Raw genomic sequence first — 21898 nt, 5'->3', positions numbered from 1 at the left:
CTCCAGACGGCGTTTAGTCAGTTCATCTGGAACAGTTGGCGTTGCTGGAGGAATTCCCGGGATACATTTTCGATGGATTCACGGCCCACTTCGATACGCGCATTAAGCGCGGCAATGGTGGCGTCATCCAGCGTGGAAGACAGTGCGTTGAGCAACTGCCCGACCTTCGGGTTGGCCTTCAGAACCTCGGTGCGGATGACGGGGGTGAGTGCGTAACTGGGAAAAAATCCCTTGTCGTCCTTCAGCGCAACAAACCCGAACGCGGACATGCGTCCATCAGTCGACATCACCAGCGCCACGTTCGTCTGGCTGTCACGCAGGGCCTGGTAAGTCAGGCCGCCGTCCATTCGGATCACGTTTTTACGCCCGAACTCGAACCCATAGGTTTGTTGCAGCGGTCGCAGCCCGTCAGAGCGCGAAAAAAATTCGGCATTGGAGGCAAATGTGTAGAGCTTGCCGTCGCCGATATTCCTGGCCAGGTCGCTGATCGAGGCAATGCCGTCCTTGTCCGCCTGCTCCTTGCGCATGGCCAGTGCGTAGGTGTTGTTGGCGCCGGATGGATTCAACCAGGTGATGCCCTTCTGCGCGTCCAGGGCGCTGACCTTGTTGTAGGCTGCTTCGGCATCCAGCTTTTCATTGACCTTATTGTGAACGATCAACGCAGTGCCGGTGTATTCCCAGTACACGTCGACCTGGCCGTTTTCCTGCGCCGCGCGCAGGATCGAGGAGCCCAGGTCCGGGCGTTTATCCACCCGATAGCCATTGGCGCGCAGCAACTGAGTGGTAAGTTCGGCCACCAGTTGCTGCTCGGTAAATTTCTTGCCGCCGACGACGAGGGTGCTGTTGGCGGAGGCACCGCCCACCAGACACAACGTAAACATCAGACTGACCAACGCTCGATACATCATCCTGCACCTCGTTTCAGTGTTGTGTGTCGACAGATTTCAAACGCGTCCGGCCAAACGCAATCCACGGGAAACGCTGAGGTTCTGGATCAGGCCGCACGCAAGGTCGATCACGATGGCCAGCAATGCGGTGGACACGGCACCGGCCAGCATCATGTCGAAATCGTTCAGGTCGATACCGGTAAAGATCAATTCGCCCAGCCCGCCCCCGCCGACCAGGAAGGCCAGCGGCGCCGTGCCGACGTTGATGGCCAGGGCCGTACGGATACCGGCGAAGATCACGTTCATCGCATTCGGTATCTCGACTTTCCACAGCACTTGCGTCGGCGTCATGCCCATGGCCTCGGCCGCTTCGATCACGTGCCGGGGCACCGCGCGCAAACCTTCGCAGGTGTTTACCGCCACGGGCAGCAAGGTTGCCACCCACAAGGCGAAGATGGCCGCGCTACTGCCCACGCCGACAAAGCTCATGGCCAGCGCCAGCAGGGCGAGCTTGGGAATGGCCTGTCCCACATTGAGAAGCTGCATGCACGCCATGGCATGGCGCTGGCTCGCCGTGCGGCTCATCCATACGCCAAGGGGCAGCGCCACCAGCAAGGCCAGTGCCGCGCTGATGGCGACGATTTGCAGGTGCTGAACGCTCAGGTAGCTGATATCGCCCCAATAGAGCTCAAGCCCGGCGCTCAATCGGCTGATGAACTCAGGCATCGTCAGTGCACCCCATGCGTCGTGTGGTCCGCCAGCCGCGCCAGGATATCGGCCTGGTGCACGTAGCCGACAAAACGTCCGTCACTGTCATTGCACAGCGCCCAGTCCTGACCGCACCCCAGCAATTGCGAAAACACCTGACGCAGGTCATCCCCAGGCTTGACCACCAGTTGCGCGGAGGAAGAACCGCCCTGCCGAGGCGGCACCTGGCTGGCCACATCCACCGAGCGCATCAGGCGCAGGCGCTTCATGATGCGGTCACCGCCCATGAAGCTGGCGACGAACTCGCTGACAGGCCGGGCCAGTAGATCGTCCGGGGTGCCGAACTGTTCGATCCTGCCGTCATGGAATAACGCGACACAATCGGCCATCTTCATGGCCTCGTCGATATCGTGGCTGACAAACAGCACGGTCTTGCCGACCTGGCGCTGGATGCGCATGAACTCGTCCTGGATCACTTCGCGATTGATCGGGTCGATGGCGCCGAACGGCTCGTCCATCAACATCACCGGCGGGTCGGCCGCCAGGGCACGGGCCACACCAACCCGCTGCTGCTGGCCGCCCGAAAGTTCACAGGGGTAGCGCTTGAGAAACGTCGCCGGGTCCAGTGCCACTACTTCCAGCAGCTCAGCGGCGCGCCTGCGGCTTTTGCTCTTGTCCCACCCGAGCAGATTAGGCACCACGCAGATGTTGTCCTCGACGGTCATGTTGGGGAACAGACCGACCTGTTGAATCACATAGCCGATGGAGCGTTTGAGGGTGACGCTGTCCAGTTCGGCGGTATCGCGCCCGGCAATCCTGATGGTGCCGGAGGTAGGCGCAATCAGCCGGTTGATCATCTTCAGGGTGGTGGTTTTGCCGCAGCCCGACGGGCCTAGCAGGATGCAGATCTGCCCCTCGGCGACGCTCAACGAGACGTCTTCTACCGCAGTGATGGCGCCAAAGGTCTTGTTCAAGTGTTCGATCTGGATCATGTCGTAGCCTCTTTCAGTCGACCGGCTATCAGCGTGCTGGTGTTCAGGCCGCGGGGTGTCAGCAGCCGCTGCAGGGCGTACAGCGCATAGTCGGCCGCGATGGCGATCACGCTGATGACCAGGGCACCGGCCAGCAATTGTCGCGTATCGGTTTGCGTGATACCGCGAATGATCAGACTGCCCAGGCCGCCGGCGCCGATGTAGGCAGCGATGGCTGCGATGCCGATATTGATCACCGTGGCCATCCTGACGCCCGCCATGATCAGCGGCACCGCCAGCGGCAGTTCGACCTTGCGCAGGCGCTGCCAGGCGGACATGCCCATGCCGATGGCCGCTTCGCGCAAGGCCGGGTCGATGTTGGAAATCGCAGTGCTGGTATTGCGGATGATCGGCAGCTGCGAATACAGAAACAGCGCAATGACCGCCGGTACGACACCGATTCCGTAGCCCACCAGGGACAGCACGGGGATCATCAGCCCGAACAATGCGGCCGAAGGAATGGTCATCAGCACGGCGGCGAAGGCCAGCACCCAGCGACGCAAGCCGGCGTGCTGGGAGATCGCGATGCCGACGGGCACACCGGTGAGGATCGCCAGACCGACGGCAAGCGCGACGATGAACAGGTGCTGCCCCAGCAGAAAGCTGATCAGGCCGTGATTGTCCAGAATGAAGCGCAAGGTTTCCATGGTTGCAGGGCCTTCTTCAGGTCATTGTTGTTGTGATTGGCACAGCGCCGAAAGGCGCGCTGAACCTGCCACGAACCTTACCCCGTCAGCGCACGGTACCTGCGCTGTATCCCCGACGAGCTATATCAAAAAATCGACGTTTCCGAGTGCGCCAGCGCCCGTATGACGAGGTGGCAAAAGATTAGCGCTGCCGGGTCATGCCCTGATATCAGGAATGGGTTTCATCAAATTTCCGCCGTTCCTCGCCGGGCGTGCAGCCCCATGTGCGCCGGTAGACATCGCCCAGGTGCGAGGCTGAAACGAAGCCGCAACAGTGGGCGATATGGGCGATAGGCTGGGCGCTCTCACGCAGCAGGCGGCGCGCTTCGTTAAGCCGCAGTTCCAGGTAGAATTTTTTCGGGGTCTTGCCGAAGTGCTGTTGCCACAGGCGCTCCAACTGACGATGGGACAGGTTGCAGCGCTCGGCGATCACCTCGATGCCAACCAGGTGCTCCAGGTTGTTTTCCATCGCGGCAATCGCCGCCGTGAGCCGCCGGTCGTGAACCCCGAAACGCCACTGGATCGACATGCGCTGGTGTTCTTCGGGCGCCCTGATTCGGGCATGCAAAAATTGTTCGGCGACGCCTGCCGCCAGCGGGTTGCCGAAATCCAGCGCTATCTGCGCCAGCATCAGGTCGATGGCCGCCGTGCCACCGGCGCAGGTCCAGCGATTGTCATGGTTGACGTAGAGGTCGCGGGTCACTTCGATGAGGGGAAATTCCTCGGCAAACTGGCCGATGCATTCCCAGTGCAGGGTGCAGCGTTTTCCATCGAGCAAACCGGCGCGGGCAAGAATGAAAGTGCCCGTGCTCAAGGCGCCTACCGTTATGCCCCGGGCCGCCGCGCGTTGCAGATAGCGCAGCATCTTCGGCGGTTTCTGTGTCTCGATATCCAGGCTGGCCAGCACGAACACGCGGTCCAGCGCGGGGGCGTGTTCGATCGCCACCGTCTGCAGTTCCAGGCCACTGCTGGAGCACACCGGCCCACCGGTTTCACTCAGCAGCGTCCACTCATACAACCGTGTGCCGCGAAGCCGATTCGCCGCCCGCAGCGGCTCGCTGGCGCCGGCAAGCGCCATCATCGAGAACTGGGGAAGCATGAGCAAACCAATGTGCCTGGGAGTCGTCATCGCCGAATTCTCGTGTGGGCGCCCACCTGGGGAAACGTGTTTAAACCAGACCCGTGGCGAGCCCTAATGCCGCTCAGTTAAGCGCAGATTCCCTGTGGCGAGCAGGCTTGTCCTGCGTTGGGTTGCGCAGCAGCCCCAAAGCCAGGCGCTGAGCCGTATCAGGTACACCGCGTTTTGCTTGATTGGGGGCGCTGCGCACCCCAACGCGGGGCAAGCCCGCTCGCCACAATAAGCCCACAAAATTTCCTTAACTGAACGGCATTAGGGCAAGCCCGCTCACCACATTTGCAGACCCTGAGGATTGACGGCCTATTCAGCCGCGCGTACGAATCGCCTCATCGATGCTGTGGATCATGCTCTGGAACAGCGGATTGTCCGCCTGATTCTGCTGGCCGTGCTGCATCTGCGCGATTAGCAGCACGCCCGCGCCGGCATCACCGGGATAGTGTCGATACAGCCGCTCGGATTCGGACGGCCTGTGCAGGGTATTGTCGGCGCCGTGGATAATCAATGCAGGCGCAAAGCCTGCTGCGCCTTCGATACCGCGCTCCGGGTCATAGGCGACACAGGCTTTGTAGGACTTTGCCGTCACGTGGCTGCAACCCGGCCAGCGATCAGCACCGCCCGCCTCGGTATAGCTGCCCAACTGCTGGTCCACGTAGGCCTGGGTTTCGGGGTCCAGCGGATAAAAGCCCAGGCGGGTTGATTGGGTACCGATATCGAACGGCGGAATCGGTGCGTCATCCGGCAACTGCTGGATCGCCGCATCGGCCGCTTGACTGTCGGTGCGCAAGGCTTGCAGTTGACGGGTGCCGGTGTAGTTCATCGGCACCCAGAAGCGGATCTGCTCGTCCCCGGCTGCCGCGAGTTCAGCCACGGCGCCAAGGCTTGCCACCGCGCCCAGCGCCCAGGACGCCACCACCGGCATTTCACCGAAGGTCTCACGTACCCAGGCAACGGCGCCGAGGACTTCGTCACGCTGGTCTTCGAGTATCACCCGGGTGATTTCCATGCCCTCGGCCTTGAGCGTGTTGCGTACGTATTTATTGGAAAAAAAGCCCGCCACGTCATAGGTCATCACGCGGTAACCCCGCGCCGCCAGCGCACGCCCGAACAACTGGCCGTACATGCTGACGCCGCCGGTGAAGCCCGAGTTGAAGACCACCGGTGGCAATGAGGTGGACGAAGCCGAATCGGGCTCGAACACCCAGCCCTTGAGGTTTAACGTTGCATCGCCATAGTGGACGGCGAAGGTCATTTCCTTGCTACGGATGCTGTTCATTACTGGGTATCCCCGGACGGTGAAAAGGAGTGGCTCAGCAAGTGCCTCGCAGCAACTGACTGACCGGCAGGCGGGTCGCCTCACCTACGTGCCGCGCAACGGCGTCGACAAACTCAAAGGCACTGGCCACGTCAAGACCGTGGGCATAGGGCACACCGTTTTCGTCGACTCCCACGTGCGGCGCATCGCTGGCTTGCAGCAGCAGCTTGTCGGCACCGACGGTGCGCACAATCTGCGTGACGAATTGGGCAGCCGTCTGCGGGTTGGTCGAGGTTCGATAACCCGGCCCCTTGAACCACACCGTACCGCGCCGTCGCGCTTCAGTGAGCAGCGCAAGATAGGCAGGCTCCATCGCGCCACGTTCGCCGTGGCAACTGCCCAGGTGATCGATGATGACCCGCACGACTTGCGGCACCTGACGTAACACGCACAGAGTGGTCGCGGCTTCCTTTGCATAAATATGCACGTGCTGGTGCGGCAGCAACCGAGCGTAGAACGCCAACCAGTGCGCGGTGCAAAAGCGTGTCCCATGAATGCTTTCAGGCGGCGCATCGTGCAGCACGATACGCGCGCCAATAACCTGCGGATGAGCGAGGCGCGCGTGGGTTGCGTAGACCGGGTGCGCCTTGATCGTGCCGACCAGCCTTACACCGCCATACCGCCGGGGGTCGGCAGCCTTAAGCGCCTTCAGCTCATCGAATGAGGCGAACACGTTGTGCGAGTCCGGCAGGATGCTCAGGTGAACATTGTTGATGACGGCGGGGAGCGTGCCGGCATCGATCAGCCGGTCCAGGTACGCCGTCAGCGGATGCGGTGCCGGCAAGCTGTAGGGCAACGAGCCTGACACGCGCTGAAGATCGGCTGACGAGTAGAAGTGAACGTGATTATCGAATCGACTGACGATGCTTGGGAGCGGCGGCTGCATGATGATCGTTCCTGCAAAGGTGCAGGAACAATAATCGTGGGAGGTGCCTGGCCGCTCCCGGCAATTCGACGGGGCTTATCAGATTCTCGCCATGCAAGGCATGCCTACCCGCGTCACCCGTCCACTTTGTCGGCGTAGGACTCAAAGAACCCGTCAGCCCTATCTTCCGTGTGATATTGATTTGCGGGTTTTGCGTCGATACGAAATAAAGACAAGTGCAAAATCGCTGATCAAGATCATCCGGCATTGCGCTGCGCGCGCAGGTTCTTTGTGAAGCCCCGCGCGTTCATGCCCAGCAGAACGCATTCGAGCACGATCAAGCCGTAGGCATTGGTATGCCAGCCCCAAGCCACCCACAGCGTGTTGCTGAGGATGAAGCCCCAGAACGCGAGCATGCGTCGGCGCGGGCGTTGCGAACCGATGAACCAGGCCGAAAGCACGGTCACGGCCATGGCGGGCCATTGCACCCAGTCAACCAGATCCACTTCTACTCCACCCCGAGCGCAGCGCTCGCTCCCGGACACGCGTCGACGCCAAGGCCGGGCACCAGCGTGGCCAGGTATTCGCCAAACCCTCCGCGACACTTGTAGTCGCGACGTGCGCTGGTGATCACCGGGTTGGTGGCGGTCCAGACGATGCGTGCACCGGTCCGTTCAAGATCTGCCACCAGGCGCACATCCTCGTGGGCAGCCAGGTGCTGAAAGCCGCCGGCCGTCAGATAGGCCTCGGCGCTCAGGCCGATGTTGGCGCCGTGGATATGGCGATGGTTTTCGATGAACTGGTACAGCGCCATGTACCGCGAGCGCACGGCTTCGTCGTGTTCACTCCAGCCATCCACGTCGACGGTGCCGCACACCGCGTCGGCCCCAAAGCCGATCTGGCGTGCCAGCCAGTCCGGCGGCACCACCGTGTCGGCATCCGTAAAGGCCAGCCAGCGCGCGCCGCGCTTCAAGAGCTGCTCGGCGCCTGTGGCCCTGGCCTTGCCGACATTGCGAAAGCACACGTCCAGGCGCTCTACCTGCTTTGCCGACACCTGCGCGGGCGTGCCATCCGAGCAGTCGTCCAGCACCACCAGAATCTCCAGCGTCTGACCCTTGAGGGCCGGATGCTCGGTGGCGCGCAACACGGAGTCGAGGCATTCGCCGATATAGTGCTCTTCGTTATGGGCAGGTATCACGATCCCTATCATTTACATTCCCTCCGACGTGTCCTGAGCAATCGACACTGTGCGTGAGCAGAAGGTTTAAAGAGTTTTGAACGTGCGGGTGCGCAGTCTTGCCAGGTCGTACATGGATGCCAACAGGATGCACACTACGATATTTGCATTGAACGATCGCCCGCGCCGCGGGCTCTACCGCTTGGCAAGATTGCCCCTATCACCTGAGGTAACTCCGCATGTCTTACGACTATCAAGGTCCTGCCAGCGTTATCACCGCGTCGCGCCACCTGGGCACCGAGGCCGTTGAACGCCTGAATGAGTCGGTTGATATCCAGATGACCGGCAGTGGTAAACCGACCATCGTGCGCCTGAGTTTCCAAACGCCGCTGCAGTGGCCGGGTCACCCCAACCATGTGACCGTCAACCTGCCTGATGGCACCACCGTGGGTGGTGTGATCGTCGAGATTGAACGGCCAAATGACGGGCCAGGCTTTGTCACCTTCACCGTGGACGATTGACGTCTCAGTTATTTTGAATCTTCTGTGAGGTCAATCATCTGTTACTCATGAGCATAGGGAGGTCTCATGAAACGCAACGATTTATTCACTATTTACTACCAGCTGCACGGTGACCCCAAGTCCTTCATCGTGCGGGCATCGCAGATGAACAATGCCGAAGCCTGGCATTGGGCAAGCTGCGATGCAGGGGTGGCTGTGATACCCAGGTTTGGTCAGCAGAACCTCAAGCGTGTCTCCCGCCCCACGGCCGAGAAATACGGCATCACTGATGTGCAGTGGAGCAGCGCTACCGAGATTAATTGGGCACAGAGCGTTACATCATGAACAGTCAGACACTCAATCGCAGCACCAGCCCCAGCCATACCTGGGATGACGAGATCGCGCAGAACACCGCCCTGTTCTTCGAAGCCGACCGACTGGACGCCCTGGCGTACCAGTTGATCGAGTCCTACAGCGGCGATCCGCTCACCTGGGCACGTTTTACCGAAGCGAAAAAACTCGCTGATACCCAGCGCACAGCGGCGTATCGCGAGTGGATGCGCATTCAGCGCGCAATGCGCACGTAGCGCGAAGCTTGCACCAAACAGGGACCTTGACCGGTTCCGGCCGATGCCTGGGAGTGCCTGATGCTCATCTACCCCAAGAGTCACTTCCAGCCCTACCCCCACGCCAGTGGCGGATGGGGTTCTGCCCAATCGGTAATGCGCATCCTGTGGCGCGAACAGGCGCTGGGTAAAGCGCCGGCGGCATTGCTCAAACAGAACAAGCCGGACGGCTTCGCCTGCGTGAGTTGCGCCTGGGCAAAACCCGGCCGTCCCCATGCGCTGGAGTTTTGCGAGAACGGCGCCAAGGCCACCGCCTGGGAACTCACCTCACTCAAGACCGACCCGGCCTTCTTTGCCGAGCATAGCCTCAGCGAGCTGCGCGAATGGTCGGACTATGCGCTGGAGCAACAGGGTCGCCTGACCCACCCCATGCGCTACGACCCCGTCACGGACCGCTACCGCGAAACCTCCTGGGCAGAGGCCTACCGCGACATCGGCGCGCAGCTCAAGGCCATGGACCCGGACAGCGTGGTGTTTTATGCCTCGGGGCGCGCGTCGCTGGAAACCTCGTTCATGTACCAGCTGTTCGCCCGTGCCTACGGCAGCAACAACCTGCCCGACAGCTCCAACATGTGCCACGAAAGCACCTCGGTGGGGTTGCAGGAGAGCATCGGGGTGCCGGTGGGCACCGTGACCCTCGACGATTTCGAGCACACCGACTGCCTGTTCTTCTTTGGCCAGAACGTCGGCAGCAACAGCCCGCGCATGCTGCACCCACTGCAGGATGCACGCCGGCGCGACGTGCCGATCATCACCTTCAACCCCTTGCGCGAGCGCGGCCTGGAGCGCTTCGTCAACCCGCAGTCGCCCAGAGAAATGCTCACGCCCGAGTCGACCCTGATCAGCACCCAATACCACCAGGTCGCCATTGGTGGCGACACGGCGGCCATCACCGGCATCGCCAAGGCGTTGCTGGCCATGGATGACCAGGCCACCGAGCACGGCACGCCGGCGGTGTTGGACTATGACTTCATCGCCAGCCACACCGAAGGCTTCGAGGCGTTCACCACCTACGTACGCGGCTGCGACTGGGCGCAACTGGAACGCCAGAGCGGGCTGACCCGTGGCGCGCTGGAAGCCGCCGCCACCGTGTATGCGCGCAGCCAGCGCGTGATGCTGGTGTATGGCATGGGCATCACCCAGCACCGACACGGCGTGACGAACGTGCAGATGCTGGTCAACCTGCTGCTGCTGCGCGGCAATATCGGCAAGCCGGGCGCGGGCATCTGCCCGGTGCGCGGCCATTCCAACGTGCAGGGCCAGCGCACCGTGGGCATTACCGAAGACCCGAAGAAAGTCCCGGTGGACCTGATCGAACAGCACTTCGGTTTCAGCGTGCCGCCGCACAAGGGCCTGTGCACGGTGGATGCCTGCGAAGGCATTCTCGACGGCCGTGTGCGCGGCTTCATCGGCCTGGGCGGCAACTTCCTGCGGGCGATTCCCGACACCTCGCGCATGGAACCGGCCTGGCAAAATCTGCAGTTGAACGTGCAAGTGGCGACCAAGCTCAACCGCACTCACCTGCTGCCCGCGCGCGCCATGTGGCTGCTGCCTTGCCTGGGACGCATCGAAATCGATCGCCAGAACGGCGTGCCGCAGCTGTATACCACCGAGGACAGCACCGGCTGCATCCACAGCTGGCGCGGCAATGCCGAACCGGTCGGGCCGCAGGTGCGCGCCGAAACCAGCATCGTCGCCGGGCTGGCCATGGCCACCCTCGCCAACGGCTGCACCATCGACTGGCAAGCCTGGAACGACGACTACGCCAGGATCCGGACCGCCATCGCCACGGTCTATCCGAAGATTTTCCACGACATGGAAACCCGCATGGCCGAGCCCGGCGGCTTCCATCGCCCGATTGCCGCCGCGCAAAGACAGTGGGAGACGCCCAGCGGCAAGGCGCAATTCGTCACCCCCGTGACCCTCGCCGAAGACGATGACGTCAACCTCGCCGAACCTGACCGCGATGTGCTGCAACTGATGACGCTGCGCAGCAACGATCAGTTCAACACCACCATCTATGGGTTCGACGACCGTTTTCGCGGGGTAAGCGGCACCCGTGAGGTCATTTTCCTGCATGCCAACGACATCGTGCGCCTGGGGTTCGCGGCCGGCCAGCAGGTCATGCTGACCACAGCCATCGAGCCTGCGGTAAAGCGCCAGGTGGGGCCGTTCGAGATCATCGCCTACGACATTCCCGAAGGCTGTGCCGCCGCGTATTACCCTGAATGCAACCCGCTGCTGCCGCTGTGGCACCACGCCGAACGCAGCAAGGTGCCGGCCGCCAAATCGGTGCCGGTGCGGCTCAGCGCGAAAAGGGTAAACGGCCACTGAAGGTGGCCGCAAGGCGCTTGCCTGCTGCACGCAGGCAAGCGGGGGTTTATCGCTTAGCTCAAGACCACATCGCGCATTGGCGGGATATAGCCGTAGTCATAGGCTTCGCGCACAAACGAGCGGTCGCCGTGCAGCTCGATTCTGACGGTGGGCGCCTCGGTGCCGCCGATGCGGAAGTCGCCATCCTGAGTGGGGACGCTGTCGATGAATGACGTCACCAGGCCGTTGGGCATCACGCAATGCGAGTAGGTCTGGAAAGGCTGCGCGGGTGGATTACCGAGCACCAGCCCGGAGGCGTTCATCGGGCGGTACGGGCCGAACAGGTGTTCGCTGACAAAGCCGTACACGCCATCCGGGCCGGTAACGCCGTCGGCATAGGTGAACTTGTGGCTGATGGTGAACAGGTAGTATTTGTTGTCCTGGAATACGTAATGCGGGCGTTCGGTCTGGTCGTTGACGCCGACTGCCGTCACCAGAGGCGGCAGTATTTCCCACTCTTCGCCCGTCAGGTCCTTGGCCACGGCGATGCCGATACAGCCCACCTGAAAACGCGCGCCGCCGACTTCTTCATGCCCCGGCGGGACCAGGCCCATTTCATCAGGGCCGACCGTATGAGTGCCGCGCTCGCCGGCTACATTGCCTTCGAACACCATATATAACTTGCCATCCTGCGGATCGATAAACGGGCTCGGGTCCCGAAAGTTCCACGTCGCGTTTTGTGCTTCGGTTTGATAATAAGTGCCGTCTGCCGCAAATAAAAACTTCACCTTATTGAAATTGACAAGTTGCACGCCTTCTTCACTTGTCACGATCTGGCCTTTTACTTTGGCAATGGTCGCGCCCGGCGTAACACAGGTGTAATACAGGTCAATATCACCGTTGTTATTTAACAGAATAGGCGTGCCTGCCCATTCCCGGGTGGTGGGCGACACACCTTCGGCCATGACACGGCCGCCGAAAATCCAGTCCTTGCCGGTGCGTGAATACCAGTAGCAGATGCGCGCGTGGCCATGGCGATCCTCCCAGTCGCGCTTGATGTCATAGCGCCCGTTGGCATCGATAAACTGCGGGTCGTGGGGGCGGCGGTCGGCGGTGAGCGTGAAGATCACCGACCAGCCATCGACGGAAACCACCGCGCCGTCGAGGTCGCGCAGGGGCATGGTGTCCCAGATAAAGACAGTGTCACTCATGACGGGGAAGTCAGGCCGTACTAACGGTTGCGTGGTAGTCGGGTCATTTTCATTGACTTTCAGCGCATCAGCCCGGGTCCAGCGTGTGGGTGTGTGATTCGCAGGTTTCATGTTGATGTCCTTTTACTGACGCTCAAGTGACAAGCGGTATTTGAATTCAAGGCGCACGATGACTTCGAATGATTAATGGCATTCAGTCCAACAGCGCTAATAGTGCGAAACAAGGTTTAACATAGAACTTGCAACAGGCATTATGAAAAATTATTTAAGGAGTCAAAGGCCACTATCTACAACATGGCAAGTTGATGGCCTTGAGCAACTACTTACAACTAGATCAATCAAGATTGCTATATAACCAACCCGGCCGCTACAGCAAAAATTCCGCCCTGATCAGGGTGCCGCCGCCCTCGCGATTGCTGGCGGTGATCGACCCGCCATGGGCCTGGCAGATCGCGCGGGCGATGGACAGGCCCAGCCCGCTGCCGCCGGAGTAACGGGCACGGGAGCGCTCCGCACGCCAGAAGCGATCGAACACGCTGTCCAGGTGCTCGGCTTCGATGCCCGGCCCTCGATCCGCGATCTCGATCACGATGCGCGCCTGGACCTGCTGCGCGGTGATGGTCAACGCGCCGCCACCGGCCGCGTAGCGCAGCAGGTTGTCGATGAGGATGTTGAGCACCTGGCCCAGGCGATCGCGATCGGCATTGATCGACAACGTGCGGGCAATGCTGACGTGGGTCTTGATGGCGGCCTCGTCCAGTTGCGGCTGGAACCACGCCAGGCGTTCGCTCACCAGCGCTGCCAGGGAGAACTCGCCGCGCTCCAGCACCAGCCGCCCTGCCCTGGCCATCGACAACAGGTGCAGGTCATCCACCAGTTTGCGCAGTTGGTCGAGCTGGCGCTTGACCATGCTCAGTTGCACGGCATCGCTGGGGAACACCTCATCGAGCATGCCCTGCACCCGGCCCATGGCTGCGTTCAACGGGGTGCGCAACTCGTGGGCGATCACCGCGCTGGACTCGCGCACATCGCGCTCGTAGCGCTGCAACTGGGTCGTCATGCTGTTGAAGTCGCCGATCAAGCGGCGCAGTTCGTCCGGTGTGTGCGGCTGGATCGGCAGGCGTGTGAGGAAATCCCCCCCGGCGACCCGTCGCGCGCCCTGGGCAATCGCCGAGAACTGGCTGGACAAGGGCCGCGAAAACCACAGGCCAAAGAAAATAATGATCGGAATGGCGACCAGCACCAGGCCGGCGAGGATCAGCCAGTCGCGATTGGCGATGTCCGGCTGGAAGAACTCCACCGGGTAATACTCGGCCACCAACTGACGCAGGCGCACCTCGTTGAGTTGCGGCTCGGCGCGCAGTTGCAGCAACTCCTCGCGCGCTTCGGGCGGCAGGTGCTGGAGGAAATACCAGTCCGACACCCAGAAGTTGATCCACATGCACAGCGCAATCACCACCACCGCGCCAATCGCCAGCAGGCTCATGCGCATGCCCACCCAGCGCCACAGGGGTTTGTCGTTGACGCGAGACGTCTCAGTCATGGCGATTACCGGAACCGATAGCCAATGGAGCGTACCGTCACCAGCACGCCGGCGATGCCATGGGTTTCCAGTTTGCGCCGCAGGTTATGCACGTGGGCATCGACCACGCGGGCCAGCGCTTCGCTGTCGGGCAGGCAGATTTCCAGCAATTCGTCGCGGGTGAAGGCCTTGGACGGGGTCTTGAGCAGGGTCGCCAGCAACTTGAATTCGGTGGGCGTAAGGTCCAGCCACTGCGGCGGCGCGTCACGCTGTTCAATCGCGGCGGTGAAGGCGTCGAGGTCCACCCGCAGGTTCTGGTGCCGCAGCACCTGCTCCACTGGCTGGCTGGCGCCGGTGCGCCGCAGCACCGCATGCACCCGCGCCACCACCTCGCGCGGGCTGTAGGGCTTGACCACATAGTCGTCGGCGCCATAGCGCAGGGCACCGAGTTTTTCCGGCTCGTCGCCCATGGCCGTGACCATGATCACCGGTGTGTCGCTGCTGCGGCGCACGGCGGACAACACGTCGGTGCCACTCAGGTGCGGCAGCATCACGTCGAGCAATATCAGGTCTGGTTGCCAGCTTTTGTGCAGGTCAAGCGCGCGCCGGCCATCCTCGGCCAGGGCCACCTCGAAGCCGTCGCGGCGCAGGTAGGCTTCGAGGATATTGGCGCTGTCGGCGTCGTCTTCGACAATGAGGATACGTTTTCCTGACACAAAGAAGCCTCTTGATGAAACCTTGATAATTCACGAACGGTTTATTGAAAGTCCGCTGTCAGTATCGCCCTACCCCGACTTTCGCGAACCGATGCTATGCCGACCACCGCACCGCTGTCCAAGCCTATCAAGCTGCCTGAACGCCTCTGTGCGGTTTTGCTGCTGAACGGCGCGCTGACTGCTTGTGCACTGGCGCCTGCCTACCAGACGCCAGCGCTGCCAGTGCCGGGCAGTTGGACCGACGCACCGGTAACCGCCCTGGCACCCACCACGCAAAACCCCGTGGAGCCGCTGTCCGGCGAAGAAACACAACTGCTGACCGGGCTGGATAGCTCGGCGCAGTTGCCCCATTTGGTTGAGCAGGCGCTGGCCTACAACCGCGACCTGCGCCTGGCGATATTGCGCGTCGAACAGGCCCGCGCCGAGTACGGCCTATCTCGTGCCGAGCGCCTGCCCACCGTCGGCCTGGGGCTGCAACGCAACCGCCAGCACCTGCACGACCAGGCCGCCGACGAGCGCTACGGGCAGGACATCGCGGTGGCGTCCGTGGGCATTGCGGATTTCGAACTGGATTTTTTCGGCCGGGTCCGCAGCCTGTCCGACGCGGCCCGGCATGACTACCTGGCCACACGCTACGGCGCCCTTGCCGCGCGCAAGGCGTTGATCGTCGAGGTGGCGCGCCTGTATTTGCAGGAGCGCTTGCAGGCCGGCATCCAGCTCGATACCCAGACCCTCCTCGAGCACCAGAACCAGTTGCTGCACCTGATCGACGGCCAGCAACAGGCAGGCCTGGTGGCCCAGGACACACTCGACACGCAACGCCTGCAGGTGCGCCGCGCCGCGCTGCAAGCGCAGGACGCGCGTGCCGAGCATGAGCGCGCCGTGCAGGCGCTGTCGTGGGTCAGCGACTATCAGGTGGCCCCTTCAACGGCGGCCACCCTCGGCCCCTCGGTGGACCTGAGCACCCCGCCATGGCTGGTCGACCTGCCCTCGCAACGGCTGCTGCAGCGCTTCGATGTGCGCCAGTGCGAAGAGGCACTGCGCGCCGCCAATGCCAACATCGGTGCCGCCCGTGCGGCGTTCTTCCCGTCGATCACCTTGAGCACCGGCGCCGGCATCGCCAGCCCGCACCTGAGCAGCCTGTTCGCCTCCGGCAGCGGTGCCTGGCTGTTCACGCCGCAACTGAACCTGCCGCTGTTCGACGGCGGGCGCAATCAGGCCAACCTTGACCTGGCCCACGTGCGCCAACAAGCGGCCGTCGCCCAGTACGAAAAGACCGTGCAGGACGCCTTCCGCGACATCGCCGACCTGCTGAGCCAGCGCCGGCAAGCCCTGGCCGATGCCGCCACGCAGGTCGAGGTGGCGGCCTTGACGGCAGCGCAGGTCAGACGTGTCGAGCAGCAGATTGCCGTCGGTGCGGCAGCGCAAATGGAGCAGCCGGTCGCCGCGATTCGACTCGCCGAGTCCACCCTCCAGCTGCGCAACGCCGCCTACCCCGTGTTGTTCAATCGCCTGGCGCTGTATCGCGCGCTGTCGGGCGCACCGTTGGCCTCCTTTGCAGACAGGGTTTCACCATGAACGTGAGCACCTCCGCGCTTCGCCTCTGGGCCCATTGCCTGCTGCTTGGCCTGACCTGCCTGATGGTGGCAGCCTGTTCGCGCGAGGAGCCGCTGCCGGAGCCGGCCGTGAGGTCGGTGAAAGTCACCCGCGTGCACGCCGCCGATGCCGAGGGCCTGCCGTTGACCGGCGTGGTGCGCCAGCGCCAACGTGCCGAACTGGCCTTTGAGGGCGCGGGACGCCTGGTCGCGTTGAACGTCGACGTGGGCGATACCGTAAAGCAGGGCCAGGTCCTTGCGAGCCTGGACAGCGCAGTGGTGCAACTGCGCCTGAAGCAGGCGCAGGCCAGCCTGTTTGCCAGCGTCGCGCAGACCGGCGAACGCAAGCGCAACCGGCTGCGCCAGCAACAGTTGTTTGCCCAGGGCAACGTCGCCGCCAGCGCCGTGGAGCAAGCCGAAACGGCCTGGCAAGCGGCCGTCGCGCAACAGGCCGCGGATGAAACGGCGCTGAATCTGCTGCGCCGCGATCAGCGCCAGGGCCAGCTTGTTGCGCCGTTCAACGGGCGCATCGTGGCGCGCACGGCGCAGCTGTACAGCGAGCTGTCGCCGGGTCAGGTGGTGATGGAGCTGGAGGCCGCCGATGCTGCGCAGGTCATCGTACCGATCCCGGTGGAACAGGCCATCGGCCTCAAACCGGGGGATCGCGCGGTCGCCACCGACCCGAGCGCGCCCGGCTCAAGCCTGCCGCTGGTGCTGGAGGGCCTGTCGATGCGCGCGCAGAACGGCGTGCTGCAAAACGCGCGCTTTCGCCTGCTCGCCAACGACCTTGCGCTGCCCAGCGGCGTGAACCTCACGGTGAATCTGGTGAGTGGCGCGCCGCTGCCGCTGTCCATTCCGACCCAGGCGCTGCGCATCGGCGCCGACCCCAGGCAGGTGCAGGTATTCGTGTATGACCCGGCCCAGGGCAAGGTCACGCTGCGCGACATCCGCATCGGCCTGATCGACCAGGGCCGCGTCGCCATCGACGCGGGCCTGGCGGACGGCGAACAGGTGGTGACCACCGGCGTTGCGTTTCTCGATGACGGCCAGCCCGTCAACCTGCTGCCATCTTCCAGCCGCTTGAGCGTCACCCAATGAGCAACCTGACCCTGCATGCCTTGAATGCCAGCCGTCTGACGTTATTCAGCGCGCTGCTGATGCTGCTGGCGGGCGTGGCCACCTTCCTCGGTTTCCCGACCCAGGAAGAACCGTCGGTCACCCTCCGCGATGCACTGGTGAGCATCCAGTTCCCGGGGCTGCCCAGCGAGCGCGTGGAAGAACTGCTGGCGCGGCCCACCGAAGAAAAACTGCGCGAGTTGCCGCAGATCAAGACCATCGCCACCACCCTCCACCCCGGCAGCGTGATCATCCAGGTGACCGCCCGCGACGACATCAAGGACCTCGGCGTGCTGTGGCAACAGGTGCGCAACAAGGCGACCGAGGCTGGCGCGGGCTTTCCGCCCGGCACCCAGGGGCCGTTTGTGGATGACAATTTCGGTCGGGTCGCCGTGGCCTCCATTGCCGTCACCGCGCCCGGTTACAGCATGAGCGAGATGCGCGGGCCGCTCAAACGCCTGCGCGATCAGTTGGGCGGCTTGCCCGGCATCGGCCAGGTGACGTTACACGGCGTGCAGGAGCAGCAACTGTCCATCGACTTCAACCCGCAGCGCCTGGCGGGGCTGGGCCTGTCGCCACAGCAGCTGTTCCAGCAGTTGCAGCAACAGAACGTGCTGGCGCCCGGCGGCATCGCCGAGATCGGCGGGCAGAGCACCACCCTCACGGTCAGCGGCGAACTGCTCGGCGTGGAGCAACTGCGCCAGTTGCCGATCCAGTTGCCGGGCGCCGCCGGCGGCGCGCAGTCGGTCGCGCTCGGCGCCATCGCACAGGTGTCGGTGATGGCCGCCGACCCGCCGCAGACTGCCGCGATCTATCAGGGTGAAGACGCGGTGGTGCTGGCCGTGTCCATGGCCGACGGGCAGAACATCCAGCAGTTCGGCGCCGCGCTGCGCAGCCGTCTGGCGCAGCTGGAAGCGCAATTGCCGCTGGGGTTCGCCACCCATATGGTGACGTTCCAGGCGGATGTGGTCGATCAGCAGATGAGCAAGATGAAGCACGTGATGATCGAGACGGTGGTCATCGTGATGGCGGTGGTGATGCTGTTTCTCGGCTGGCGCACCGGACTGGTGGTGGGCGCCATCGTGCCGTTGACCATTCTCGGCACCTTGATTGCCATGCGCATGCTCGGCGTCGAACTGCAGACCGTGTCGATTGCGGCGATCATCCTCGCCCTCGGTTTGCTGGTGGACAACGGCATCGTGATCGCCGAGGACATCGAGCGCCGCCTGCATGCCGGCGAGGCACGGCGCCAGGCCTGCGTGGAGGCCGGACGGACCCTGGCGATTCCGTTGCTGACCTCGTCGCTGGTGATCGTGCTGGCGTTCTCGCCGTTCTTTCTGGGCCAGACCAGCACCAACGAATACCTGCGCTCACTGGCCATCGTGCTGGCGCTGACGCTGCTCGGCTCATGGCTGCTGAGCATCACGGTGACGCCGCTGCTGTGCCTGTATTTCACCAGGGCCGCGCCCAACGAGGCGGCGGACGAGGGTTACGACAGCGGCTTTTACCGTGGCTATCGCACCGTGATCAGCCGCGTGTTGCAGCACAAGCTGCTGTTCCTGGCGGCGATGCTGGTGCTGCTGGCCGCCGCCGTGTTCGAGCTGATGCGCGTGCCCTATGACTTTTTGCCGCAGTCGGACCGTTTGCAGTTCCAGGTGCCGATCACCCTGGAGCCGGGCAGCGGTTCGCGCAAGACCCTGCAAAGCGTGCGCGAGATCAGCGTGTGGCTGAGCAAGGAGCCGGCGGTGGTCGACAGCATCGGCTACGTCGGCGACGGCGGGCCGCGCATCGTGCTGGGCCTCAACCCGCCGCTGCCGGCGCCGGAGACCGCGTACTTCACCGTCAGCGTCAAGGCCGGCAGCGACCTCGACGCGGTGATCGCCAACGTGCGCCGCTACCTGCTCAAGCAACACCCGGAACTGCGCGCCGAGCCCAAACGGTTTTCCCTGGGCACCACCGAGGCCGGCGTGGCGATCTATCGCGTCATCGGCCCGGATGAAAACGTATTGCGCGCCCTCGCTGCGCAGATCGAAGCCGCCCTGCTGCACGTGCCGGGCACCCTGGATGTGCGCGACGACTGGAGCACGCGGCTCACGCGCTATACCGTTGAGGTCGATCAGCCCGGCGCGCGGCGCGCCGGCGTGGACACCCAGGCCATCGCCCAGGCCCTGCAACTGCATTTTGGCGGCCTCCAGGTTTCGTCCCTGCAGGACGGTGAAACCCGCGTGCCGCTGGTGGTGCGCGAGCCGGCGCCGGTGAGCGGCGCCGCGCCTGACCTGCGCGGCATTCTGGTGTATCCGGCCGATGGCTCGACGCCCGTGCCGTTGACGGCGATTGCACAGATTCGTGCGTCCAGCGAGCCGTCGACCCTGGTGCGCCGCAATGGGGAGCGGGCAATCACCGTGGTCGGGCACACCCCGGGATTGACCGCCACCTCCATCGTCGAACGGCTCGCGCCGCACGTGGCCGCCCTGCGCCTGCCGCCCGGCTACCGGATTGAGCTGGGCGGCGAGATCGAAGATTCGGCGGAGGCCAACCAGGCGCTCCTGCAATACCTGCCCCACGCGCTGGTGGCCATGCTGTTGCTGTTCGTCTGGCAATTCAATTCGCTGCGCAAGGTGCTGATCGTGGTATCGGCCATCCCGTTCGTGTTGATCGGCGTGGCGGCCGCGCTGCTGATCACCGGCTACCCGTTCGGCTTCATGGCCACGTTCGGTCTGCTGTCACTGGCGGGGATTATCGTCAACAACGCGGTGCTGCTGCTCGAACGCATCGAAGCGGAACTGCAGGACGGCCTGGCGGTGCACGACGCGGTGGTGAATGCCGCCGTCAAACGCCTGCGCCCCATCGTCATGACCAAACTGACCTGCATCATCGGGCTGGTCCCGCTGATGCTGTTTGCCGGGCCGCTATGGGAAGGCATGGCGATCACCCTGATGGGCGGCCTGGCGCTTGGCACCCTGGTCACGCTGGGACTGATCCCGGTGCTTTACGTCATGCTGTTCACGCAGCGCAGGATTCCACACACAGAGGCGACAACACGATGAACGTTCTGCTCAAGGCAACGCGCGGTATCCAGCAATTATCCAAAGGGGCCGTGCTGCTTGGCGCGTTGTCGGTGAGTCTCGGCGCCCTCGCCTCCACCACACACACTGGGGCCTTCGTGCACCCGGGCCTGTTGCAGACCCAGCAGGACTTCACGCGCATCCGCGAAAAAATCGTCAACCGTAACCATCCCTGGCTGGAGGGCTGGCAGAAGCTGATCGACAACAGGCACGCGTCACTGACCTGGCAAGCCAACCCGGTGCCGGTGGTTTACCGTACCTCCGGCGGCCCCAACAACTACAACAAACTGTTCAACGACGCCGCGGCAGCCTATGCCCTGGCCCTGCGCTGGCAGATCTCCGGCGATGCGGCCTATGCCGACAAGGCCGTGAGTATCCTCGACCAGTGGGCCTCCACCCTCACCGGCATCGAGGGCGAAAACGGCAGGTCCCTGGCGGCAGGCTTGTACGGTTACCAACTGGCCAATGCCGGGGAAATCCTGCGCGGCTACCCGAAATGGAAGGCTGAGGACTTTCATCGATTTCAAAGCATGATGCTCAGCGTGTTCTACCCCATCAACCATGACTTCCTGGTCCATCAGGACGGCATGCTGCCGGATCACCACTGGGCCAACTGGGACCTGGCGAACATGAACTCGATCCTGGCCATCGGCGTGTTGACCGACCGCCGCGATCTTTATAACGAAGCCATCGACTACTTCAAGCACGGGGCCGGCAACGGCGCCATCGAACACGCCGTGTGGAAGCTCTACCCCGAGGGCCTGGGCCAGGTCCAGGAAAGCGGCCGCGACCAGGCCCACACGATGCTCGACATCGCCCTGCTCGGCAGCTTCTGCCAGATGGCCTGGAGCCAGGGCGACGATCTGTTCGGCTACCAGAACAACCGCGTGCTGCAAGGCGCCGAGTATGTGGCCAAGTACAACCTGAACCATGAAGTGCCGTTCACCCCATTTATCAACAGCGCGTTCAAGCAGAAGGTGATCTCGCCCGACAAGCGTGGCGATATCCGCCCGATCTGGGAGTTGCTCTACAACCACTACGTGGTACTCAAGGGCCTCAACGCGCCCTATGTGAAAGCCTTCGCGCAAAAGGTCCAGCCCGAAGGCGGCGGCGGCGACTACGGCCCCGACAGCGGCGGCTACGATCAGTTGGGGTATGGGACCTTGCTGTATTCGCTGGGGGAGTATGGTTTGAGCAAGGCTGAACTGGTGCCGTGAGGCAGGCGTTGTGGCAATCGGGCTTGGTATAGGGAGCAGGTTTGCGTGGCAAGCGGGCTCGTTGTAGGAGCAGTTTTTTCTTGGCCAGCGGGCTTGTTGTGGCAAGCCCTAATGCCGTTCAGTGAAGCGCAGATTCCCTGTGGCGAGCAGGCTTGTCCTGCGTTGGGCTGCGCAGCAGCCCCAAAGCCAGGCGCTGAGCCGTATCAGGTACAC

Annotated in this window: 20 protein-coding genes; 8 read left to right on the top strand and 12 right to left on the bottom strand. The window is 63.2% G+C overall.

The features are described from left to right. Nucleotides 1–17: 17 nt before the first annotated feature. From JOE32_RS02495 to JOE32_RS02455, 9 genes are all read right to left on the bottom strand, one after another. Nucleotides 18–905, bottom strand: coding sequence for a glycine betaine ABC transporter substrate-binding protein (locus tag JOE32_RS02495; RefSeq protein ID WP_231421785.1), 888 nt, complete (start codon nucleotides 903–905; stop codon nucleotides 18–20). Between the two features lie 39 nt (nucleotides 906–944). Then, complete coding sequence (locus JOE32_RS02490) at nucleotides 945–1613, bottom strand: ABC transporter permease (RefSeq protein ID WP_209981115.1); 669 nt, start codon at nucleotides 1611–1613, stop codon at nucleotides 945–947. A 2-nt stretch (nucleotides 1614–1615) separates the two neighbouring features. Then, a complete protein-coding gene (locus JOE32_RS02485; protein ID WP_209981113.1) occupies nucleotides 1616–2587 on the bottom strand; it encodes an ABC transporter ATP-binding protein in 972 nt (323 codons plus the stop codon). After that, nucleotides 2584–3273 (bottom strand): ABC transporter permease, encoded by a 690-nt coding sequence (locus JOE32_RS02480; protein ID WP_209981111.1) that lies wholly within the window; start codon nucleotides 3271–3273, stop codon nucleotides 2584–2586. Before JOE32_RS02480 ends, JOE32_RS02485 begins: the two co-directional genes overlap by 4 nt. A 208-nt stretch (nucleotides 3274–3481) precedes the next feature. Then, a complete protein-coding gene (locus JOE32_RS02475) occupies nucleotides 3482–4411 on the bottom strand; it encodes a GlxA family transcriptional regulator (protein ID WP_245228929.1) in 930 nt (309 codons plus the stop codon). A gap of 343 nt (nucleotides 4412–4754) precedes the next feature. After that, the gene (locus tag JOE32_RS02470; RefSeq protein ID WP_209981106.1) at nucleotides 4755–5723 is read right to left on the bottom strand and encodes an alpha/beta hydrolase; all 969 of its coding nucleotides are present in this window, start codon (nucleotides 5721–5723) and stop codon (nucleotides 4755–4757) included. A gap of 34 nt (nucleotides 5724–5757) precedes the next feature. Beyond that, nucleotides 5758–6648, bottom strand: a complete 891-nt coding sequence (locus JOE32_RS02465) for an amidohydrolase family protein (RefSeq protein WP_209981104.1) — start codon at nucleotides 6646–6648, stop codon at nucleotides 5758–5760. A gap of 236 nt (nucleotides 6649–6884) precedes the next feature. Beyond that, the gene (locus JOE32_RS02460) at nucleotides 6885–7133 is read right to left on the bottom strand and encodes a hypothetical protein (protein WP_003235658.1); all 249 of its coding nucleotides are present in this window, start codon (nucleotides 7131–7133) and stop codon (nucleotides 6885–6887) included. Nucleotides 7134–7135: 2 nt separating this feature from the next. Then, nucleotides 7136–7837: a glycosyltransferase family 2 protein gene (locus tag JOE32_RS02455; protein ID WP_209981102.1), complete on the bottom strand. Its 702-nt coding sequence runs from the start codon at nucleotides 7835–7837 to the stop codon at nucleotides 7136–7138. 206 nt (nucleotides 7838–8043) lie between these two features. Between JOE32_RS02455 and JOE32_RS02450 the strand changes: the two genes are divergently transcribed. From JOE32_RS02450 to JOE32_RS02435, 4 genes are all read left to right on the top strand, one after another. Beyond that, on the top strand, nucleotides 8044–8325 hold the full coding sequence (locus JOE32_RS02450) for a hypothetical protein (RefSeq protein WP_209981101.1): 282 nt from the start codon (nucleotides 8044–8046) through the stop codon (nucleotides 8323–8325). A 66-nt stretch (nucleotides 8326–8391) separates the two neighbouring features. Further along, the gene (locus tag JOE32_RS02445) at nucleotides 8392–8649 is read left to right on the top strand and encodes a DUF6555 family protein (protein ID WP_209981099.1); all 258 of its coding nucleotides are present in this window, start codon (nucleotides 8392–8394) and stop codon (nucleotides 8647–8649) included. Then, the gene (locus tag JOE32_RS02440) at nucleotides 8646–8891 is read left to right on the top strand and encodes a hypothetical protein (protein WP_209981097.1); all 246 of its coding nucleotides are present in this window, start codon (nucleotides 8646–8648) and stop codon (nucleotides 8889–8891) included. The genes JOE32_RS02445 and JOE32_RS02440 overlap by 4 nt, the downstream gene beginning before the upstream one ends. Nucleotides 8892–8951: 60 nt before the next feature. Further along, nucleotides 8952–11264 (top strand): FdhF/YdeP family oxidoreductase, encoded by a 2313-nt coding sequence (locus JOE32_RS02435; protein ID WP_209981095.1) that lies wholly within the window; start codon nucleotides 8952–8954, stop codon nucleotides 11262–11264. A 53-nt stretch (nucleotides 11265–11317) separates the two neighbouring features. On the opposite strand, the gene JOE32_RS02430 is transcribed toward JOE32_RS02435, so the two are convergent. The 3 genes from JOE32_RS02430 to JOE32_RS02420 form a co-directional block, all read right to left on the bottom strand. Beyond that, nucleotides 11318–12565 (bottom strand): glycoside hydrolase family 68 protein, encoded by a 1248-nt coding sequence (locus tag JOE32_RS02430; RefSeq protein ID WP_209981092.1) that lies wholly within the window; start codon nucleotides 12563–12565, stop codon nucleotides 11318–11320. Between the two features lie 256 nt (nucleotides 12566–12821). Further along, nucleotides 12822–13997 carry an ATP-binding protein gene (locus JOE32_RS02425; protein ID WP_209981090.1) on the bottom strand — a complete coding sequence of 392 codons (1176 nt, stop codon included), beginning with the start codon at nucleotides 13995–13997 and terminating at the stop codon, nucleotides 12822–12824. Between the two features lie 5 nt (nucleotides 13998–14002). Then, nucleotides 14003–14692 (bottom strand): response regulator, encoded by a 690-nt coding sequence (locus JOE32_RS02420; protein ID WP_209981087.1) that lies wholly within the window; start codon nucleotides 14690–14692, stop codon nucleotides 14003–14005. Nucleotides 14693–14788: 96 nt separating this feature from the next. Here JOE32_RS02420 and JOE32_RS02415 point away from each other — a divergent pair, with 96 nt between their 5' ends. From JOE32_RS02415 to JOE32_RS02400, 4 genes are read left to right on the top strand one after another with little or no spacing between them, the layout of a single operon-like run. Next, nucleotides 14789–16270 (top strand): efflux transporter outer membrane subunit, encoded by a 1482-nt coding sequence (locus JOE32_RS02415; protein WP_209981085.1) that lies wholly within the window; start codon nucleotides 14789–14791, stop codon nucleotides 16268–16270. Then, the gene (locus JOE32_RS02410; RefSeq protein ID WP_209981083.1) at nucleotides 16267–17385 is read left to right on the top strand and encodes an efflux RND transporter periplasmic adaptor subunit; all 1119 of its coding nucleotides are present in this window, start codon (nucleotides 16267–16269) and stop codon (nucleotides 17383–17385) included. The genes JOE32_RS02415 and JOE32_RS02410 overlap by 4 nt, the downstream gene beginning before the upstream one ends. Further along, nucleotides 17382–20450 carry an efflux RND transporter permease subunit gene (locus JOE32_RS02405; protein WP_209981081.1) on the top strand — a complete coding sequence of 1023 codons (3069 nt, stop codon included), beginning with the start codon at nucleotides 17382–17384 and terminating at the stop codon, nucleotides 20448–20450. The genes JOE32_RS02410 and JOE32_RS02405 overlap by 4 nt, the downstream gene beginning before the upstream one ends. Next, the gene (locus JOE32_RS02400) at nucleotides 20447–21685 is read left to right on the top strand and encodes an alginate lyase family protein (protein ID WP_209981079.1); all 1239 of its coding nucleotides are present in this window, start codon (nucleotides 20447–20449) and stop codon (nucleotides 21683–21685) included. Before JOE32_RS02405 ends, JOE32_RS02400 begins: the two co-directional genes overlap by 4 nt. Nucleotides 21686–21898: the final 213 nt, after the last annotated feature.

The sequence above is a fragment of the Pseudomonas sp. PvP025 genome (assembly GCF_017832155.1).
Lineage (GTDB): Bacteria > Pseudomonadota > Gammaproteobacteria > Pseudomonadales > Pseudomonadaceae > Aquipseudomonas.
The sequence above is the reverse complement of the archived record's forward strand: the minus strand, read 5'-3'. Positions and strand labels throughout refer to the sequence as shown.

Excerpts from the sequence above, each read along its gene's own strand:
- JOE32_RS02405 (WP_209981081.1), top strand. The coding sequence starts at position 17,382 with ATGAGCAACCTGACCCTGCATGCCTTGAATGCCAGCCGTCTGACGTTA.
- JOE32_RS02440 (WP_209981097.1), top strand. The coding sequence starts at position 8,646 with ATGAACAGTCAGACACTCAATCGCAGCACCAGCCCCAGCCATACCTGG.
- JOE32_RS02470 (WP_209981106.1), bottom strand. The coding sequence starts at position 5,723 with ATGAACAGCATCCGTAGCAAGGAAATGACCTTCGCCGTCCACTATGGC.
- JOE32_RS02445 (WP_209981099.1), top strand. The coding sequence starts at position 8,392 with ATGAAACGCAACGATTTATTCACTATTTACTACCAGCTGCACGGTGAC.
- JOE32_RS02435 (WP_209981095.1), top strand. The coding sequence starts at position 8,952 with ATGCTCATCTACCCCAAGAGTCACTTCCAGCCCTACCCCCACGCCAGT.
- JOE32_RS02455 (WP_209981102.1), bottom strand. The coding sequence starts at position 7,837 with ATGATAGGGATCGTGATACCTGCCCATAACGAAGAGCACTATATCGGC.
- JOE32_RS02450 (WP_209981101.1), top strand. The coding sequence starts at position 8,044 with ATGTCTTACGACTATCAAGGTCCTGCCAGCGTTATCACCGCGTCGCGC.
- JOE32_RS02480 (WP_209981111.1), bottom strand. The coding sequence starts at position 3,273 with ATGGAAACCTTGCGCTTCATTCTGGACAATCACGGCCTGATCAGCTTT.
- JOE32_RS02475 (WP_245228929.1), bottom strand. The coding sequence starts at position 4,411 with ATGCTTCCCCAGTTCTCGATGATGGCGCTTGCCGGCGCCAGCGAGCCG.
- JOE32_RS02495 (WP_231421785.1), bottom strand. The coding sequence starts at position 905 with ATGTATCGAGCGTTGGTCAGTCTGATGTTTACGTTGTGTCTGGTGGGC.
- JOE32_RS02410 (WP_209981083.1), top strand. The coding sequence starts at position 16,267 with ATGAACGTGAGCACCTCCGCGCTTCGCCTCTGGGCCCATTGCCTGCTG.
- JOE32_RS02490 (WP_209981115.1), bottom strand. The coding sequence starts at position 1,613 with ATGCCTGAGTTCATCAGCCGATTGAGCGCCGGGCTTGAGCTCTATTGG.
- JOE32_RS02430 (WP_209981092.1), bottom strand. The coding sequence starts at position 12,565 with ATGAAACCTGCGAATCACACACCCACACGCTGGACCCGGGCTGATGCG.
- JOE32_RS02465 (WP_209981104.1), bottom strand. The coding sequence starts at position 6,648 with ATGCAGCCGCCGCTCCCAAGCATCGTCAGTCGATTCGATAATCACGTT.
- JOE32_RS02485 (WP_209981113.1), bottom strand. The coding sequence starts at position 2,587 with ATGATCCAGATCGAACACTTGAACAAGACCTTTGGCGCCATCACTGCG.
- JOE32_RS02415 (WP_209981085.1), top strand. The coding sequence starts at position 14,789 with ATGCCGACCACCGCACCGCTGTCCAAGCCTATCAAGCTGCCTGAACGC.
- JOE32_RS02400 (WP_209981079.1), top strand. The coding sequence starts at position 20,447 with ATGAACGTTCTGCTCAAGGCAACGCGCGGTATCCAGCAATTATCCAAA.
- JOE32_RS02425 (WP_209981090.1), bottom strand. The coding sequence starts at position 13,997 with ATGACTGAGACGTCTCGCGTCAACGACAAACCCCTGTGGCGCTGGGTG.